We start from the raw sequence: 15,542 nt of genomic DNA on the forward strand, positions 1-15,542 counted from the left end.
CATTCATGACCGAAGAACGACCGCAGCGGCGACCCCAAGGCGACCGCCCGAAGAAGCGCGACGTCAATGGCTGGATCATTCTGGACAAGGGCGTGGGCATGACCTCGACCCACGCCGTCGCGGTGGTCAAGCGCAGCCTCTCCGCCAAGAAGGCGGGCCACGCCGGCACCCTCGACCCGCTCGCCTCCGGCATCCTGCCGATCGCGCTGGGGGAGGCCACCAAGACCGTTCCCTTCGTGATGGACGGGCGCAAGTCCTACGTGTTCACCGTCGCCTGGGGCGCGGAGACCGACACGGACGACTCGGAAGGCGAGATCGTCGCCCGCACCGACAGGGTGCCGGACGCCGCCGCCGTCGAGGCCCTGCTGCCCCGCTTCACGGGCTCCATCGAGCAGGTGCCGCCGCGTTTCTCCGCCATCAAGATCCAGGGCGAGCGCGCCTACGACCTCGCCCGCGACGGCGAGGCGGTGGAGCTGCAGCCGCGCCGGGTCGAGATCGACCGCCTCGCCCTCGTCCACCACGAGGGCAACCGCTCGGTCCTGGAGGCGGATTGCGGCAAGGGCACCTATGTGCGGGCCATCGCCCGCGACCTCGGCCGGGCCCTCGGCTGCCTCGGCCACATCGCCGCCCTGCGGCGCACGCGGGTCGGCCCCTTCACCGAGGCCGACGCGGTGACGGTGGACGGGATGACGACCGACCCGGCCGCCCTGCGGCCCGTGGAGGCGGCGCTCAGCGAGATTCCCGCCGTGCCGGTGAGCCGCGACATGGCGGGCCGCCTCATGCGCGGCCAGTCGATCATCCTGCGCGGCCGGGAGGCGCCCGTCTCCGGCAAGGTCTACGCCACCTGCAGCGGCGTCCTCGTCGCCGTGGGCGACGTGGAGCGCGGCGAACTGGTGCCGCACCGGGTGTTCAACCTGGGAGCCTGAGACGCGCCTCGCTCCCGAGCGCCTCGGGCGGGCCCGGAACGAGGCGGGCAAGCCGCACGGTCACCGGTCCGCCTTCAGCCCCTGGGCCTCGCGCATCAGGTACTTGCGGGTGATCGGCTCGATCTGGTCGCGGATCGCCTGGGCGGCGTTCTGCTCCTCGCGCAGGGTCTCCTGCAGGGCCGGGACGAAGCGGCCGTAGCCGCTCGCCTCGGCCATGGCGATCAGGGACATGTAGGCGGCGATCTCGAAGTTCTCGAAGGCGTGGTTGGCGAAGGTGTTCTTCAGGATCTCGTCGGCCATGGGCATGTGCCCGGCGGCGGCGAGATTCGCCATGAACTGGGTGGCCACGTCCTTCAGGAGCGAGCGGTCCTCGCCGAAGGTGTGCAGCATCTCGTCGAGGCGGCGGATCTGCTGCTCGGTCTCCTGCATGTGGCGGCGCAGGATGTCCGACATCTCGGGATAGTTCTCCAGACGCTCCAGCTGCCGGCTCATGAGCTGGACCGCCTCCTTCTCGAGGGCGTGGGCGTTCTGGAGGCCGGTGACGAAGATGGAGCGGACGGTTTCGGACGAGGCGAGGTCGGCGGTGGTGGACGCCATGGAAGCGACTCCTTGGAAGAGAGCTTGAGGTTTCGGCTTGCCTCTCCAACAGGCCGGGCGTCCGACTTGTTCCGCCCTCCCCTCGGGGGGTTGGCAGCGCCCGCCGCTTTCCCTGCGTCAGATCCTTGCAGGGCCTGGTCCTTGCAGGGCCTGGAAAAAACGATTTTTCTGGCGCTCGCACGGTTTTCGTGTATGGTGCCCCCACTTCCCGCAGGCCCTGCCCGCGTGATGCGCCTCGAGATCCGACCGCGCTGGACGACATCCCGGCCCGGCCGTCTCCGGCGAAACGGACCTCCGCTGCCCCGGAACAGGCGTTCCCCGGAGGGAGGTCGCTCTCTAGAAGCCAAGCTGAAAGGACTGACGATGTCGATCACGGCTGAGCGCAAGAACGCGCTGATCAAGGAATTCGCTCAAAAGGCCGGCGATACCGGCTCCCCCGAGGTGCAGATCGCCATCCTGACCGAGCGGATCAACAACCTGACCGAGCACTTCAAGACCCACGCGAAGGACAACCACTCCCGCCGCGGCCTCCTGAAGCTCGTGTCCCAGCGCCGCTCCCTTCTCGACTACCTGAAGAAGAAGGAAGAGGGCCGCTACAAGACCGTCATCGAGAAGCTCGGCATCCGCCGTTAAGCTCACTCGGGACATTTCCGTCCGGAGCCCGGCTCCGGACGGCCTCTTGGCGCAGACGGCCGCGGGCCCTGCGCCTTCGATCAAGAGGCGGGCGACGCGATGGCCATGGCAGGATCGCAAGGGGCTTCGAGGCGGCACGACGACCGGCCGCGGAGCCCCTTGCCGTCTTGCTCATGGCATCGAGCCCCCGCCGTGTCATGAAAGACCAATCCATGTTTGACGTTCAACGCGAAGAACTGATCTGGGCCGGGCGCAAGCTCGTTCTCGAAACGGGCAAGATGGCCCGCCAGGCGGACGGCGCCGTCGTCGCCTCCTACGGCGAGACCACCGTGCTCGCCACCGTCGTCTCGGCCAAGGAGCCGAAGGCCGGCGTCGACTTCTTCCCGCTCACGGTGAACTACCAGGAGCGCACCTACGCCGCGGGCCGCATCCCCGGCGGCTACTTCAAGCGCGAGGGCCGTCCCACCGAGAAGGAGACCCTGGTCTCCCGCCTCATCGACCGCCCGATCCGCCCCCTCTTCGTCGAGGGCTACCGCAACGATACGCAGGTGGTCGTGACCGTGCTCTCGCACGATCTCGAGAACGACCCGGACATCGTCGCCATGGTCGCCGCCTCCGCGGCCCTGACCCTGTCGGGCGTGCCGTTCATGGGCCCGGTGGGCGCCGCCCGCGTCGGCTACATCGGCGGCCAGTACAAGCTGAACCCGCCGCTCCAGGAGATGGAGCAGTCGGCCCTCGACCTCGTGGTCGCCGGCACCTCGGAAGCGGTGCTGATGGTGGAATCCGAGGCGAAGGAGCTGCCCGAGGACGTGATGCTCGGCGCGGTGATGTTCGGCCACAAGCACTTCCAGCCGGTCATCGAGGCGATCATCCGCCTCGCCGAGAAGGCCGCGAAGGAGCCCCGCGACTTCCAGCCCGCCGACCTGTCGGAGGTGGAGAAGGCGGTTCTCGAGATCGCCGAGAAGGACCTGCGCGAGGCCTACAAGATCACCCGCAAGCAGGACCGCTATGCCGCCGTCGACGCGGTGAAGGCCAAGGTGATGGACGCCCTCTGCCCGGCCGAGGGCGAGGCCCGGTTCGACCCCGAGACGGTCAAGTCCGTGTTCAAGGAGGTCCAGGCCAAGATCGTGCGCTGGAACATCCTCGACGAGGGCACGCGCATCGACGGCCGCGACGTGCGCACCGTCCGCCCGATCCTGGCGGAGGTGGGCGTGCTGCCCCGCACCCACGGCTCGGCGCTCTTCACCCGCGGCGAGACCCAGGCCCTCGTGGTGACGACGCTCGGCACCGGCGAGGACGAGCAGTTCGTGGACGAGCTGGAAGGCACCCGCAAGGAGACCTTCCTGCTGCACTACAACTTCCCGCCCTACTCCGTCGGCGAGACGGGCCGCATGGGCTCGCCCGGCCGCCGCGAGATCGGCCACGGCAAGCTCGCCTGGCGCGCCATCCACCCGATGCTGCCGCCCTCCCACGAGTTCCCCTACACGATCCGCGTCGTGTCGGAGATCACGGAGTCGAACGGCTCCTCCTCCATGGCGACCGTCTGCGGCTCGTCGCTCGCGCTCATGGACGCGGGCGTGCCCCTGCGCCGCCCCGTGGCGGGCATCGCCATGGGCCTCATCCTCGAGGGCGAGCGCTACGCGGTGCTCTCCGACATCCTCGGCGACGAGGACCACCTCGGCGACATGGACTTCAAGGTGGCCGGCACGGAGCAGGGCATCACCTCGCTCCAGATGGACATCAAGATCGCCGGCATCACCGAGGAGATCATGCGCGTCGCGCTCGACCAGGCGAAGGAAGGCCGCGCGCACATCCTGGGCGAGATGAACAAGGCGCTCACCGCGCCGCGCGCCGAGCTCGGCGAGCATGCCCCGCGCATCGAGACCATGCAGATCCCGGTCGACAAGATCCGCGAGGTCATCGGCTCCGGCGGCAAGGTCATCCGCGAGATCGTGGAGAAGACCGGCGCCAAGATCGACATCAACGACGACGGCCTCATCAAGATCGCCTCCGCCGACGCCAAGTCGATCAAGGCGGCCTATAACTGGATCCGCTCCATCGTGGCGGAGCCGGAGGTCGGCATGATCTACGAGGGCACGGTGGTGAAGGTGATGGAGTTCGGCGCCTTCGTGAACTTCTTCGGCTCCCGCGACGGCCTCGTGCACATCTCGGAGCTCGCCCGGAACCGCGTCGCCAAGGTCACCGACGTGGTGAAGGAGGGCGACAAGGTGAAGGTGAAGTTCCTCGGCACCGACGAGCGCGGCAAGGTCCGCCTCTCCATGAAGGTCGTCGACCAGGAGACTGGCGAGGACATCACCGAGAAGCTGAAGGCCGAAAGGGACGCGGAACGCACCCAGCGCGACCAGCAGAAGGCTGCGAACGCCGGCGAGTGAGGCTTCCGGCCCCGACCCGAAAACAATCGAAAGGCGCGGTCCCGGCCGCGCCTTTTTCATGTCCCGAAGCGGAGGCTCGTCCGCCGGATTGACGCTGCGGCGGGCAGCCTTTATTTAGAACTCTTCTAAACAAGGCTCTCCCATGCTCGCCCGCGTCTTCTCCTTCGGCCGCCGCCCGTTCGATTCGCTCTCCGAGCAGGAGATCCTGGCGCTCGCCATCTCGTCGGAGGAGGACGATGCGCGGATCTACCGGTCCTATGCCGAGGGACTGCGGGAGGATTATCCGCAATCGGCCAAGGTCTTCGAGGAGATGGCCGCGGAGGAGGACGCCCATCGCGCGGCCCTCATCGAGATGCACCGCAGGCGCTTCGGCGAGACGATTCCCCTAATCCGCCGGGAGCACGTGCGCGGCTATTACGAGCGGAAGCCCGACTGGCTGGTGCGGCCGCTGGGCATCGAGAAGGTGCGCGGCGCCGCGGAGGACATGGAGGCCCAGGCCCACCGCTTCTACGTGGAGGCCGCCAAGCGCACCACGGACGCCTCCACGCGCAAGCTCCTCGGCGACCTCGCGGCGGCGGAGGTGGCGCACGAATCCCTCGCCCGCCGGCTCGGCCTCGCCCACACGCCGGAATCGGTGAAGGAGGAGGAGGCCGAGACGGAGCGCCGCAAGTTCATCCTCACCTTCGTGCAGCCGGGCCTCGCGGGCCTCATGGACGGCTCGGTCTCGACCCTCGCGCCGATCTTCGCGGCGGCCTTCGCCACGCAGGACACCTGGCAGACCTTCCTCGTCGGGCTGTCGGCCTCGGTGGGCGCGGGCATCTCCATGGGCTTCACGGAAGCCGCCCACGACGACGGCAGGCTCTCGGGCCGAGGCTCGCCGGTCAAGCGGGGCCTCGCCTCCGGCATCATGACCGCCATCGGCGGCCTGGGCCACGCCCTGCCCTACCTCATCCCGCATTTCTGGACCGCGACCCTCATCGCCGCGGCCATCGTCTTCATGGAACTCTGGGCCATCGCCTTCATCCAGAACCGCTACATGGAGACGCCCTTCATGCGCGCGGCCTTCCAGGTGGTGCTCGGCGGCGCCCTGGTCTTCGCGGCGGGCGTGCTGATCGGGAACGCATAGGCCACGGATCCGCAACCGCTTGAACCGGCTGCCGGTCCGGCGCTACGAAGCGCCAGGCGGCACACGCGCGGCAAAGGGGCAGACATGGCCGATTCCCACCTCGTCACCACCCTCGCGGGGCTCGAGTCCCTCTACGGCGAAGTCGGCGAGGCCTCCCGCCTCAAGGAGACGGACCGGATCGTGCCGGTCTATCGCGCGCTCATCGAGGCCTCGCCCTTCGCGGTGCTGGCGACGGCGGGCCCGGACGGGCTCGACTGCTCGCCCCGCGGCGACGGGCCGGGTTTCGTGCGGGTGGTGGACGAGACGATGCTGCTCCTGCCCGACCGGCGCGGCAACAACCGCATCGATTCCCTGCGCAACATCCTGCACGATCCGCGCGTCGCCCTGCTCTTCCTGATTCCCGGCGTCGGCGAGACCCTGCGCGTCAACGGCCGCGCGGCGATCTCCGCCGATCCCGCCCTGTGCGAGAGCTTCGCCGTCGACGGCAGGGCGCCGAGGACGGTGATCGGCATCACGGTCGACGCCGTGTTCTTCCAGTGCGCGCGGGCCGTGGCGCGGGCGGATTTGTGGAACCCGGACAAGCGCCTCCCCCGCCACGCCCTGCCGAGCGCCGGCGAGATCCTGGCGGCGCTCAGCGACGGCCGGGCGGGAGGCGAATCTTACGACAAGGCCCTGCCGGAGCGGGTGAAGGCGACGCTTTATTGAGCCTTCAACCTTGACCTTCGCCGGCCGGCCTCCGAAAAAGCGGGTCTCCGTTCCCCGTTTTCTTCCGAAGGACCATCCATGACGATCCAACGCATCAATCCGGGCCCGCGCATGAGCGGCGCCGTCGTCCACGGCAACACCGTGTACCTCGCCGGTCAGGTCGCGGAGAAGACCGCCGGCCAGAGCGTCGCCGAGCAGACCAAGGAGATCCTTGCGAAGATCGACGACCTGCTGAAGCAGGCCGGCACCGACAAGTCGAAGCTGCTGATGGCGAACATCTGGCTCACCGACATGGCGACCTTCCAGGAGATGAACGGCGTGTGGGACGCCTGGGTCGCTCCCGGCAACGCCCCGGCCCGCGCCACCGTGGAGGCGAAGCTCGCCGCGCCGCAGTTCAAGGTCGAGATCGCCGTCATCGCGGCGAAGTAGGACCGCCGCTCCTCGCACAAACGGAAAGCGGGCCCGGAAGGCCCGCTTTTTTCATGCCATCGCGGCCGTGCCTACGGGCATGGATGCCGCCGCCCGTCGTAGCCCAGATAGGTGCCGGAGGCGGGGTCGTAGGACTTGAAGCGCTGGGCGCAGTAGGCCACCGCGCCGTTGCCCGGCGCGGCATAGACGGGGGCCGCCTGCTGCTGCTGCGCCAGCGCGCCGCCGATGATCGCGCCGGTGGCGAGGCCGATGGCTCCGGCCGCTGCCGCCGCGCCGTAGTCGCGCCGGTAATAGGGACGCCCGTAATAGTAGCCGTAGCGCGGACCGTACCAGCCGTGACGCCCGTACCAGCCGCGGTGGCCGTAATAGCGGCCGCGCCACTGCGCATAGGCCGCCTGCACCTCGCCCTTCTCCAGGGCGTTCTCGATGGCGGCGCGCGGCGCCGCGACCCGCTCCGCAGGCGACGGGATCTCCGACGCGGAGGCCGGAACGGCCGCGGTTCCAAGAGTCAGTGTCGTGGCCAGTGTCGTGGCAAGAGCCAAGTAGAGATGACGCATGGCAAACTCCTTCCTGGCCTGACGAACGTCCTTCGACAGAAGACGTTCCGAAATTTCCAGGAAGAGGCATGACGAATCGCAGATTCGTGAGCCGCGGAGACAGGCGACGGCGGCTCTTCACTTCGGGAGCCGTGCGGATCTTGGCTCCGGGCGGCTCTCAGGGCCCAACTTCTGCTGCTGCGGGAGCGCCTACAGGATGAACCGGCTCAGGTCCGTGTTCCTGGCGAGGCTCTCCACCTCGCCGCGCACATAGGCCGCGTCGATGACGACCGTCTCCCCGGAGCGGTCGGGGGCGGTGAAGGACACGTCGTCGAGGACGCGCTCCAGGACCGTCTGGAGGCGGCGGGCGCCGATGTTCTCCACGGAGTTGTTCACCTCCACCGCCACCTGGGCGAGGGCGTCGATGGCGTCGTCCGTGAAGGTGAGCTCCACGCCCTCCGTCCGCATGAGCGCCACCGCCTGTTTGATGAGGCTCGCCTCGGTCTCGGTGAGGATGCGCTTGAAGTCCTCCACGGTGAGCGGCGACAGCTCCACGCGGATCGGCAGGCGGCCCTGGAGCTCCGGCAGCAGGTCCGACGGCTTCGACACGTGGAAGGCGCCGGAGGCGATGAAGAGGATGTGGTCGGTCTTCACCGGCCCGTACTTGGTGGCGACCGTCGTGCCCTCGATGAGCGGCAGCAGGTCGCGCTGCACGCCCTCGCGGGACACGTCGCCGGCGGCGCGGCCCTCGCGGGCGCAGATCTTGTCGATCTCGTCGAGGAAGACGATGCCGTTGTTCTCCACCTGTCGGATCGCCTCCTGAACGATGGCGTCCTGGTCGAGGAGCTTGTCGGATTCCTCGGTGACGAGGGGCTCGTAGGCCTCGCGCACGGTGGTGCGGCGCGTCTTGCGCTGACCGCCGAAGGCCTTGCCGAACATGTCGGAGAGGTTGATGGCCCCCACCGACGCGCCGGGCATGCCGGGAATCTCGAACATGGGCAGGCCCTGCGGGCCGCCCTGCACCTCGATCTCGATCTCCTTGTCGTCGAGCTCGTTGTTGCGCAGCTTGCGGCGGAAGCTGTCCCGGGTCGCGGCGCTCGCGGTGGCGCCGACGAGGGCGTCGAGCACGCGCTCCTCCGCCGCCAGATGCGCCTTGGCCTGCACCTGCTTGCGGCGCTCGTCCCGCACGAGGCCGATGCCGACCTCCACGAGGTCGCGCACGATCTGCTCCACGTCGCGGCCCACATAGCCCACTTCCGTGAACTTGGTCGCCTCCACCTTCAGGAAGGGCGCGCCGGCGAGCCGCGCCAGGCGGCGGGAGATCTCGGTCTTGCCGCAGCCGGTCGGCCCGATCATCAGGATGTTCTTGGGCGCCACCTCCTCGCGTAAGCTGCCTTCGAGCTGCTGGCGGCGCCAGCGGTTGCGCAGCGCGATGGCCACCGCACGCTTGGCCTCGTATTGGCCGACGATGTGGCGGTCGAGCTCGGAAACGATTTCGCGGGGGGAAAATGTGGTCATGAACCTGTTCTTCCGATGTCGTCCCCGGCCGGAGGCGACGCCCGTCGCCGGAGGGGTTCCGGTCGCGGAGCGGGATTATTCCGTGTCCAGCGTTTCGATCACGATGTTGGAATTGGTGTAGACGCAGATCTCGGCGGCGATCGCGAGGGAGCGGCGGACGATGGCTTCCGCATCCATGCCGCCGTCGGCGAGCGCCCGCGCGGCGGCGAGGGCATAGTTGCCGCCCGAGCCGATGGCCGCGATGCCGTTTTCGGGCTCCAGCACGTCGCCCGCGCCGGAGAGCAGCAGGCCCACCTCCCGGTCGGCGACGAGCATCATCGCCTCCAGGCGCCGCAGGTAGCGGTCCGTGCGCCAGTCCTTGGTGAGTTCCACGCAGGCGCGGGTGAGCTGGCCCGGATACTGTTCCAGCTTCGCCTCCAGCCGCTCGAAGAGGGTGAAGGCGTCCGCCGTGGAACCCGCGAAGCCCCCGATGACCCCGCCCTTGGCGAGGCGGCGGACCTTCCGCGCGTTGCCCTTGACGATGGTCTGGCCCAGGCTGACCTGCCCGTCGCCGCCGATGACGACGCGGCCGCCCTTGCGGACCATGAGGATCGTAGTGGCGTGCATGGTGGGAGAGGCTGTCTCTGACAAGGGATCGCTCCGGCGGGGACGGGACTGACTTAATCATCTTCGCCGCAAAAGCAACGCGGGTGGCGTTTCTCCCGAGGGGCTGTTAGAAGGCCCCGTCACCCCAACGCGCCGTCTCTTTCGCAAAGGATGTTTCACGATGCGCGCCGCGAGCGTCAGCCGCCGCACCGCCGAGACCGACGTCGCCCTGTCCATCGCCCTGGACGGGACCGGCAAGGCCGAGATCGCCACCGGCGTGGGCTTCCTCGACCATATGCTCGAGCTCTTCGCCCGCCATGCCCTCGTCGACCTCACCGTGACGGTGAAGGGCGACCTGCACGTGGACCAGCACCATACGACGGAGGACACCGGCATCGCCCTCGGCCAGGCGCTCCTGCAGGCGCTCGGGGACAAGAAGGGCATCGCCCGCTACGCGGACATCCACCTGCCCATGGACGAGACCCTGACCCGGGTCGCGCTCGACATCTCCGGCCGGCCGTTCCTGGTCTTCCGGACGACCTTCCCGACGGAGAAGATCGGCGCCTTCGACACGGAGCTGGTGCGCGAGTTCTTCCAGGCCTTCGCGATCAATGCCGGGCTGACGCTGCACGTGGAGACCCTCTACGGGGCCAACAGCCACCACATCGCCGAGAGCTGCTTCAAGGGCGTGGCCCGCTGCCTGCGGCAGGCCGTGTCCATCGACCCGCGGGAAGGAGGTCGCATTCCCTCCACCAAGGGAACGCTCTAGATCTCTCCGGACTCTCTCGGTTGTCCCGAAGAGGCTCGCGGCCGCCCGCGGATCGCCGCGCCCGGCCTCCCGAAGGAACGGTGACATGACCACCTACACCCTGCACCTCGCGAAGGAAGCCCGCCCGGGCGACCCGGCCGCCCTGGAAGAGGCGGAGATCGTGAAGGACGGCTTCTCCTGGGGCGCGTTCTTCTTCACCTTTCTCTGGTTCTTCTTCCACCGGCTGTGGCTTGTCGGGATCGGCGTCTTCCTGACCCTGTTCGCCCTGAACCTGGCCCTCGACCTGCTCGACGTGCACCCGGCGGCCCGCTTCCTCGCCCAGCTCCTGCTGCAGGTCCTGATCGGCCTGGAGGCCGGGAGCCTCCGGCGCTGGACCTACGAGCGCCGCGGACGCCCCGCGGTCGACGTGGTGACGGCCTCGCGCCGGGACGAGGCGGAGGCCAGGAGCTTCGCCCGCTGGCTGCAGCGCCCCGCCGCGCCGCGGGTTCCCGTTTCCCCGCCCTCCCCGGCGCTGCGCCCCCTTGCGGGCACCGAGCCGGTGATCGGCCTCTTTCCCGATGCGGAGCGTCCCCGGTGAGCGTGGTGATCGTCGATTACGGGTCCGGCAACCTCCACTCGGCCGCCAAGGCCTTCGAGCGGGCGGCGCGGGAGGCAGGTCTCGACGAGACCATTACCGTCTCCTCCGACCCGGCCCTCGTCGCCAGGGCGGACCGAATCGTGCTGCCGGGGGTGGGCGCCTTCGCCGACTGCCGGCGCGGCCTCGACGCGGTCCCCGGCATGGTCGAGGCCATGGAGCGGCGGGTGCGGCAGGAGGGGCGGCCCTTCATGGGCATCTGCGTCGGCATGCAGCTCATGGCGAGCCGGGGCCTCGAGCACGCGACCACCGAGGGCCTCGGCTGGATTCCCGGCGACGTGAAGGCCATCGTCCCGCAGGATCCCTCCCTCAAGATCCCGCACATGGGCTGGAACACCCTGGAGGCGCGAGGGGCGCACCCGGTGCTGGAGGGGGTCCCGACGGGTCCCGACGGCCTCCATGCCTATTTCGTGCATTCCTATGCGTTCTCGCCCGCCGAGGCCCGGGACGTCCTCGCCACCGTCGATTACGGCGGCCCGGTCACCGCCATCGTCGCCCGGGACAACCTGGTCGGCACCCAGTTCCATCCCGAGAAGAGCCAGGCCCTCGGCCTCAGGCTCATCGCCAACTTTTTGAGGTGGCGCCCGTGATCCTCTTTCCCGCCATCGACCTGAAGGAAGGCCGCTGCGTCCGCCTGATCCAGGGCGACATGGACCAGGCGACGGTCTTCAACGACGACCCGGCGGCCCAGGCCGCCGCCTTCGAGGCGCAGGGCTTCGAATGGCTGCACGTGGTCGATCTCGACGGCGCCTTCGCCGGCAAGCCGATGAACGCGGCGGCGGTCGAGGCGATCCTGAAGCGGGTCCGGATCCCGGTGCAGCTCGGCGGCGGCATCCGCGACATGAAGACGGTGGAGGGCTGGCTCGCCAAGGGCGTCGCCCGGGTCATCATCGGCACCGCGGCGGTGCGCGACCCGGCCTTCGTGCGCGAGGCGGCGCGGCTTCATCCGGGCCGGGTGGCGGTGGGCATCGACGCCCGGGACGGCCTCGTGGCCGTGGAGGGCTGGGCCCAGACCTCGACCCTCACGGCGGAGGAGCTCGGCCGCCGCTTCGAGGACGCGGGCGTCGCGGCGATCGTCTACACCGACATCGCCCGGGACGGCATCCTCAAGGGCCTCAACATCCCCATGACCCTCGCCCTCGCCCGCGCGGTCTCGATCCCGGTCATCGCCTCCGGCGGCCTCGGCTCCATGGCCGATATCGAGCGCCTGACGCAGCCCGACTGCGCGATCCTCGGCGGCGCCATCACCGGCCGCGCCCTCTACGACGGGCGCATCGACCCGGATCAGGCCCTGGCGCTGATTCGCTCGATGCGCCAAGACTCCGCTTCGAAGAAGAGTCAATCCGCGTCTTGACGGTTCGCAGTTTGTTCACATATAATACGTCTAAATGGACTGGGGGATGTTCTCGGTCGGCGCTGGGCCTCGGATTCGTTCGGGGCCCTTCGCTTTTCAAGGAAAGATCTTCAAGCCCCAGCCGAGCGTCTTTCCCGCCGGACTCCGGCGGTATTTCTCGACGATGATCTCCCTGGTCCTGTTTGCCTGCTCGGGCCTGAGAACGCTCAGCCCGATCGGTCGTGCGAAGAGATCGGCCAGCTGGAGACCCGACGAGTTGGCCTTCTTGTCCACGAAGCAGATCTCGAGTTCATCCATCCGGATGGCGTTGTAGTTGCCCCGGTCCTTGATTCTCCGGAATTCGAGCTCAAGGATCCTGTCCTCCTTGGCTCCCCGTCTCTCGAACATGCAATGGGCAACCTTCCCCCGCTGGTCGTGTTCCATCAGGAAAGCGTGGGTTCGCTCCATGCAGAACTGAAGCCCGATATGGTAAGGGTTGTCCGGCGAAGCGTATCGTCGTTTCAGTTTTCTCTTGTCGATGACGCTCGCAATCAGCGTAAGGTCTGCATCCTTCACGATGGCGGACAGCTCGTCCATAAATCTCTGTCTGACATCCTTCTTCTGAAGAAATTTGAACGGCGCCTGCTGCTTTCTGATTTCCCGCTCGTGCAGGATGACCATGTCATGGCCAAACCACCGGAATTTAAATTCCTGAATGGCCGGAACGATTTCGTGCACGTATTGGGATTTCCTGAAAATGCAGAAGGCCAAGACGAAAAGTGGAAAGTCATCGTGGACGGAATTGAGGTCGTGGTCCCCGCTTTCATCGACATAGATGACATAATCGGAAAAGGATGGCATTGCGCCTGCGAAGGGTTGGTTCATCAATGCTGAAAGTCCGCCTCATCCCGTGCCTGGACGTCAAGGACGGCCGCGTCGTCAAGGGCGTGCAATTTGTGGATCTCGTCGACGCGGGCGATCCGGTGGAGGCCGCGAAGGCCTACGACGCGGCGGGCGCTGACGAGCTGTGCTTCCTCGACATCGCCGCGAGCCACGAGGACCGCGGCATCCTGCTCGACGTGGTGCGCCGCACGGCGGAGGCCTGCTTCATGCCGCTCACCGTCGGCGGCGGCGTGCGCACCGTCGAGGACATCCGGAGGCTGCTCCTCGCGGGGGCGGACAAGGTTTCCATCAACACCGCCGCGGTGAGGAACCCGGACTTCGTGCGCGAGGCGGCGGAGAAGTTCGGCAGCCAGTGCGTCGTGGTCGCCATCGACGCCAAGCGGGTGTCGGGGGAGGGCGAGGCGCCGCGCTGGGAGATCTTCACCCATGGCGGGCGCAACGCCACCGGCATCGACGCGATCGCCTTCGCGAAACAGGTGGCGGCGCTCGGCGCCGGGGAGCTCCTCGTCACCTCCATGGACCGGGACGGCACCAAGGGCGGCTACGACCTCGCCCTGGTGCGCGCCATCGCCGACGCGGTCCCCGTGCCCGTGGTCGCCTCCGGCGGCGTCGGCACCCTCGACCACCTGGTCGACGGGGTCAGGGAAGGCCACGCCAGCGCCGTGCTCGCCGCGTCCATCTTCCACTTCGGCACCCACACCATCGGCGAGGCGAAGCGCTACATGGCCGGGAAGGGCCTGAAGATGCGGCTGGACGGGATGGCCCTTCGAGCCGGGCTCTAAAGCATCGAGCGCAAAAGTGGGAACCGGTTTTGCGCGAAAAGATGCTCCAGATCAGAAACTTGGAGCATCGAGCGCCAAAGCGGGAACCGGTTCTGCGCGACTGGAGCATCGGACGTGAGTTCGCGTTCGCGTCCGATGCTCTAAACCCATGAACACCCATGGCGGGGGATGGAAAGCTGCAGGAGACGTCGCATTCTGCCTTGCCATGACAGCGGCTATGGGTTCCGGGCTCCGCTCCGCGGCCCCGGAACGGCGCGGCGGAGGAGGGGAAGACACCTTGCGCCGCCGGGGATGACAAAGGGCGCTCCACGCGCATGGTATGATCGGACGACACCGGAACCGGACAGATGACCTCCTTCACCCTCGACGACCTCGCCCGCATCGTCGCCGCGCGCGCGGCGGCGCCCGCGACCGAGTCCTACACGGCCAAGCTCCTGGCGGAGGGCCCTGCGAAGGCGGCGAAGAAGCTCGGCGAGGAGGCGGTGGAGGCCGCCATCGCCGCCGTGCAGGGCGACCGGCAGAACCTCACGGCGGAAGCGGCGGACGTGCTCTATCACCTTTTGGTCGTGTTGCAGGGCGCGCGCATTCCGCTAAGTGACGTGATGGCCGAGCTGGAACGGCGCACCGTCCAGTCCGGGCTTGCCGAGAAGGCCTCCCGCAAGGCCTGATGGGCAGGGCCCGGACCCGAAAGGGGGATCCACATGGACCAGCGCAACGCGGTGTCGTTCGAGGACGACAACCTCTCCCCGTACCGCGTCTTCACGCGGGAGGAATGGGCGAAGCTGCGCGCCGACGCGCCCATGACCCTCACCGCCGAGGAGGTGGTGCGGCTGCAATCCCTCAACGACCCGATCTCCCTGGACGAGGTGGCGGCGATCTACCTCCCCCTGTCGCGCCTGCTCTCCCTCTACGTCGCCGCGACGCAGGGGCTGTTCAAGGCGACCCAGCGCTTCCTTCTGGCGGAGAAGGAGGAGAAGGTCCCCTACATCATCGGCGTCGCGGGCTCCGTGGCGGTGGGCAAGTCCACCACCGCCCGCGTGCTGAAGGCGCTCCTCGCCCGCTGGCCCAACACTCCGAAGGTCGATCTCGTCACCACCGACGGCTTCCTTCTGCCCAACGCGGAGCTGACCCGCCTCGGGCTCATGGAGCGCAAGGGCTTTCCGGAAAGCTACGACACGAGCGCGCTGCTCCACTTCCTCGCCGACATCAAGGCGGGCAAGCGCAACGTGCGCGCGCCGCTCTACTCGCACCTGGTCTACGACGTGGTGCCGGGGGAGGAGACGGTCGTCGACCGGCCGGACATCCTCATCGTCGAGGGGCTCAACGTGCTCCAGCCGGCCCGCCTGCCGAAGGACGGCACCGCCATTCCCTTCGTGTCCGACTTCTTCGACTTCTCGGTTTATATCGACGCGGAGGAGGAGGACCTGCACCGCTGGTACGTGAACCGCTTCCTGCGCCTGCGGCACACCGCCTTCCGCGATCCCCTGTCCTATTTCCGCCGCTACGCGGAACTGCCCGAGGACGAGGCCATCACCATCGCCGACGGGCTCTGGAACCGCATCAACCTGGTCAATCTGCGCGAGAACATCGTGCCGACCCGCCAGCGCGCCAGCCTCATCCTCAAGAAGGGCGCGAGCCACCGGATCGAGACCGTGGCCCTGCGGCGCCTGTAG

Annotated in this window: 18 protein-coding genes; 13 read left to right on the forward strand and 5 right to left on the reverse strand. The window is 68.3% G+C overall.

The annotated features are described in order from the left end of the window. Window positions 1-5: 5 nt before the first annotated feature. The gene (gene truB, locus GDR74_RS01190) at window positions 6-926 is read left to right on the forward strand and encodes a tRNA pseudouridine(55) synthase TruB (protein ID WP_152584588.1); all 921 of its coding nucleotides are present in this window, start codon (window positions 6-8) and stop codon (window positions 924-926) included. A 60-nt stretch (window positions 927-986) separates the two neighbouring features. Here the strand turns inward: truB and GDR74_RS01195 are convergent, their stop codons facing one another. Further along, window positions 987-1,523 carry a ferritin-like domain-containing protein gene (locus GDR74_RS01195; protein WP_152584589.1) on the reverse strand — a complete coding sequence of 179 codons (537 nt, stop codon included), beginning with the start codon at window positions 1,521-1,523 and terminating at the stop codon, window positions 987-989. Window positions 1,524-1,886: 363 nt separating this feature from the next. Between GDR74_RS01195 and rpsO the strand changes: the two genes are divergently transcribed. From rpsO to GDR74_RS01220, 5 genes are all read left to right on the forward strand, one after another. Continuing rightward, window positions 1,887-2,156: a 30S ribosomal protein S15 gene (gene rpsO, locus GDR74_RS01200; protein WP_152584590.1), complete on the forward strand. Its 270-nt coding sequence runs from the start codon at window positions 1,887-1,889 to the stop codon at window positions 2,154-2,156. 212 nt (window positions 2,157-2,368) lie between these two features. Then, window positions 2,369-4,549, forward strand: coding sequence for a polyribonucleotide nucleotidyltransferase (pnp, locus tag GDR74_RS01205; protein WP_152584591.1), 2,181 nt, complete (start codon window positions 2,369-2,371; stop codon window positions 4,547-4,549). A gap of 142 nt (window positions 4,550-4,691) precedes the next feature. Further along, on the forward strand, window positions 4,692-5,675 hold the full coding sequence (mbfA, locus tag GDR74_RS01210) for an iron exporter MbfA (protein WP_152584592.1): 984 nt from the start codon (window positions 4,692-4,694) through the stop codon (window positions 5,673-5,675). 84 nt (window positions 5,676-5,759) lie between these two features. Next, complete coding sequence (locus GDR74_RS01215; RefSeq protein ID WP_152584593.1) at window positions 5,760-6,380, forward strand: pyridoxamine 5'-phosphate oxidase family protein; 621 nt, start codon at window positions 5,760-5,762, stop codon at window positions 6,378-6,380. A 78-nt stretch (window positions 6,381-6,458) separates the two neighbouring features. Beyond that, window positions 6,459-6,809 (forward strand): RidA family protein, encoded by a 351-nt coding sequence (locus GDR74_RS01220; protein ID WP_152584594.1) that lies wholly within the window; start codon window positions 6,459-6,461, stop codon window positions 6,807-6,809. A gap of 71 nt (window positions 6,810-6,880) precedes the next feature. On the opposite strand, the gene GDR74_RS01225 is transcribed toward GDR74_RS01220, so the two are convergent. The 3 genes from GDR74_RS01225 to hslV form a co-directional block, all read right to left on the reverse strand. After that, entirely contained in the window at window positions 6,881-7,366 is a 486-nt protein-coding gene (locus GDR74_RS01225) for a BA14K family protein (protein ID WP_152584595.1), read from the reverse strand. A gap of 189 nt (window positions 7,367-7,555) precedes the next feature. Next, window positions 7,556-8,863: an ATP-dependent protease ATPase subunit HslU gene (gene hslU, locus GDR74_RS01230; protein WP_152584596.1), complete on the reverse strand. Its 1,308-nt coding sequence runs from the start codon at window positions 8,861-8,863 to the stop codon at window positions 7,556-7,558. A gap of 75 nt (window positions 8,864-8,938) precedes the next feature. Continuing rightward, a complete protein-coding gene (gene hslV / locus GDR74_RS01235; RefSeq protein ID WP_152587613.1) occupies window positions 8,939-9,469 on the reverse strand; it encodes an ATP-dependent protease subunit HslV in 531 nt (176 codons plus the stop codon). Between the two features lie 160 nt (window positions 9,470-9,629). Between hslV and hisB the strand changes: the two genes are divergently transcribed. The 4 genes from hisB to hisA all read left to right on the forward strand — a co-directional run bounded on the left by hisB (window position 9,630) and on the right by hisA (window position 12,205). Next, complete coding sequence (gene hisB, locus GDR74_RS01240) at window positions 9,630-10,217, forward strand: imidazoleglycerol-phosphate dehydratase HisB (RefSeq protein WP_152584597.1); 588 nt, start codon at window positions 9,630-9,632, stop codon at window positions 10,215-10,217. A gap of 85 nt (window positions 10,218-10,302) precedes the next feature. Beyond that, entirely contained in the window at window positions 10,303-10,794 is a 492-nt protein-coding gene (locus GDR74_RS01245; protein ID WP_152584598.1) for a DUF2628 domain-containing protein, read from the forward strand. Then, window positions 10,791-11,441, forward strand: a complete 651-nt coding sequence (gene hisH, locus GDR74_RS01250) for an imidazole glycerol phosphate synthase subunit HisH (RefSeq protein ID WP_152584599.1) — start codon at window positions 10,791-10,793, stop codon at window positions 11,439-11,441. Before GDR74_RS01245 ends, hisH begins: the two co-directional genes overlap by 4 nt. Continuing rightward, a complete protein-coding gene (gene hisA, locus GDR74_RS01255; RefSeq protein WP_194164597.1) occupies window positions 11,429-12,205 on the forward strand; it encodes a 1-(5-phosphoribosyl)-5-[(5-phosphoribosylamino)methylideneamino]imidazole-4-carboxamide isomerase in 777 nt (258 codons plus the stop codon). The genes hisH and hisA overlap by 13 nt, the downstream gene beginning before the upstream one ends. Window positions 12,206-12,301: 96 nt before the next feature. Here hisA and GDR74_RS01260 read toward each other — a convergent pair whose 3' ends face one another. Further along, a complete protein-coding gene (locus tag GDR74_RS01260) occupies window positions 12,302-13,069 on the reverse strand; it encodes a DUF3800 domain-containing protein (protein ID WP_246179821.1) in 768 nt (255 codons plus the stop codon). Window positions 13,070-13,071: 2 nt separating this feature from the next. Here GDR74_RS01260 and hisF point away from each other — a divergent pair, with 2 nt between their 5' ends. The 3 genes from hisF to coaA all read left to right on the forward strand — a co-directional run bounded on the left by hisF (window position 13,072) and on the right by coaA (window position 15,542). Beyond that, window positions 13,072-13,869 (forward strand): imidazole glycerol phosphate synthase subunit HisF, encoded by a 798-nt coding sequence (gene hisF, locus GDR74_RS01265; RefSeq protein WP_152584601.1) that lies wholly within the window; start codon window positions 13,072-13,074, stop codon window positions 13,867-13,869. Window positions 13,870-14,216: 347 nt separating this feature from the next. Then, window positions 14,217-14,537, forward strand: coding sequence for a phosphoribosyl-ATP diphosphatase (locus GDR74_RS01270; protein ID WP_152584602.1), 321 nt, complete (start codon window positions 14,217-14,219; stop codon window positions 14,535-14,537). Window positions 14,538-14,570: 33 nt separating this feature from the next. Then, window positions 14,571-15,542, forward strand: a complete 972-nt coding sequence (gene coaA / locus GDR74_RS01275; RefSeq protein ID WP_152584603.1) for a type I pantothenate kinase — start codon at window positions 14,571-14,573, stop codon at window positions 15,540-15,542.

Origin of the sequence: Microvirga thermotolerans, from assembly GCF_009363855.1 — a bacterium.
GTDB classification, from domain to species: Bacteria; Pseudomonadota; Alphaproteobacteria; order Rhizobiales; family Beijerinckiaceae; genus Microvirga; species Microvirga thermotolerans.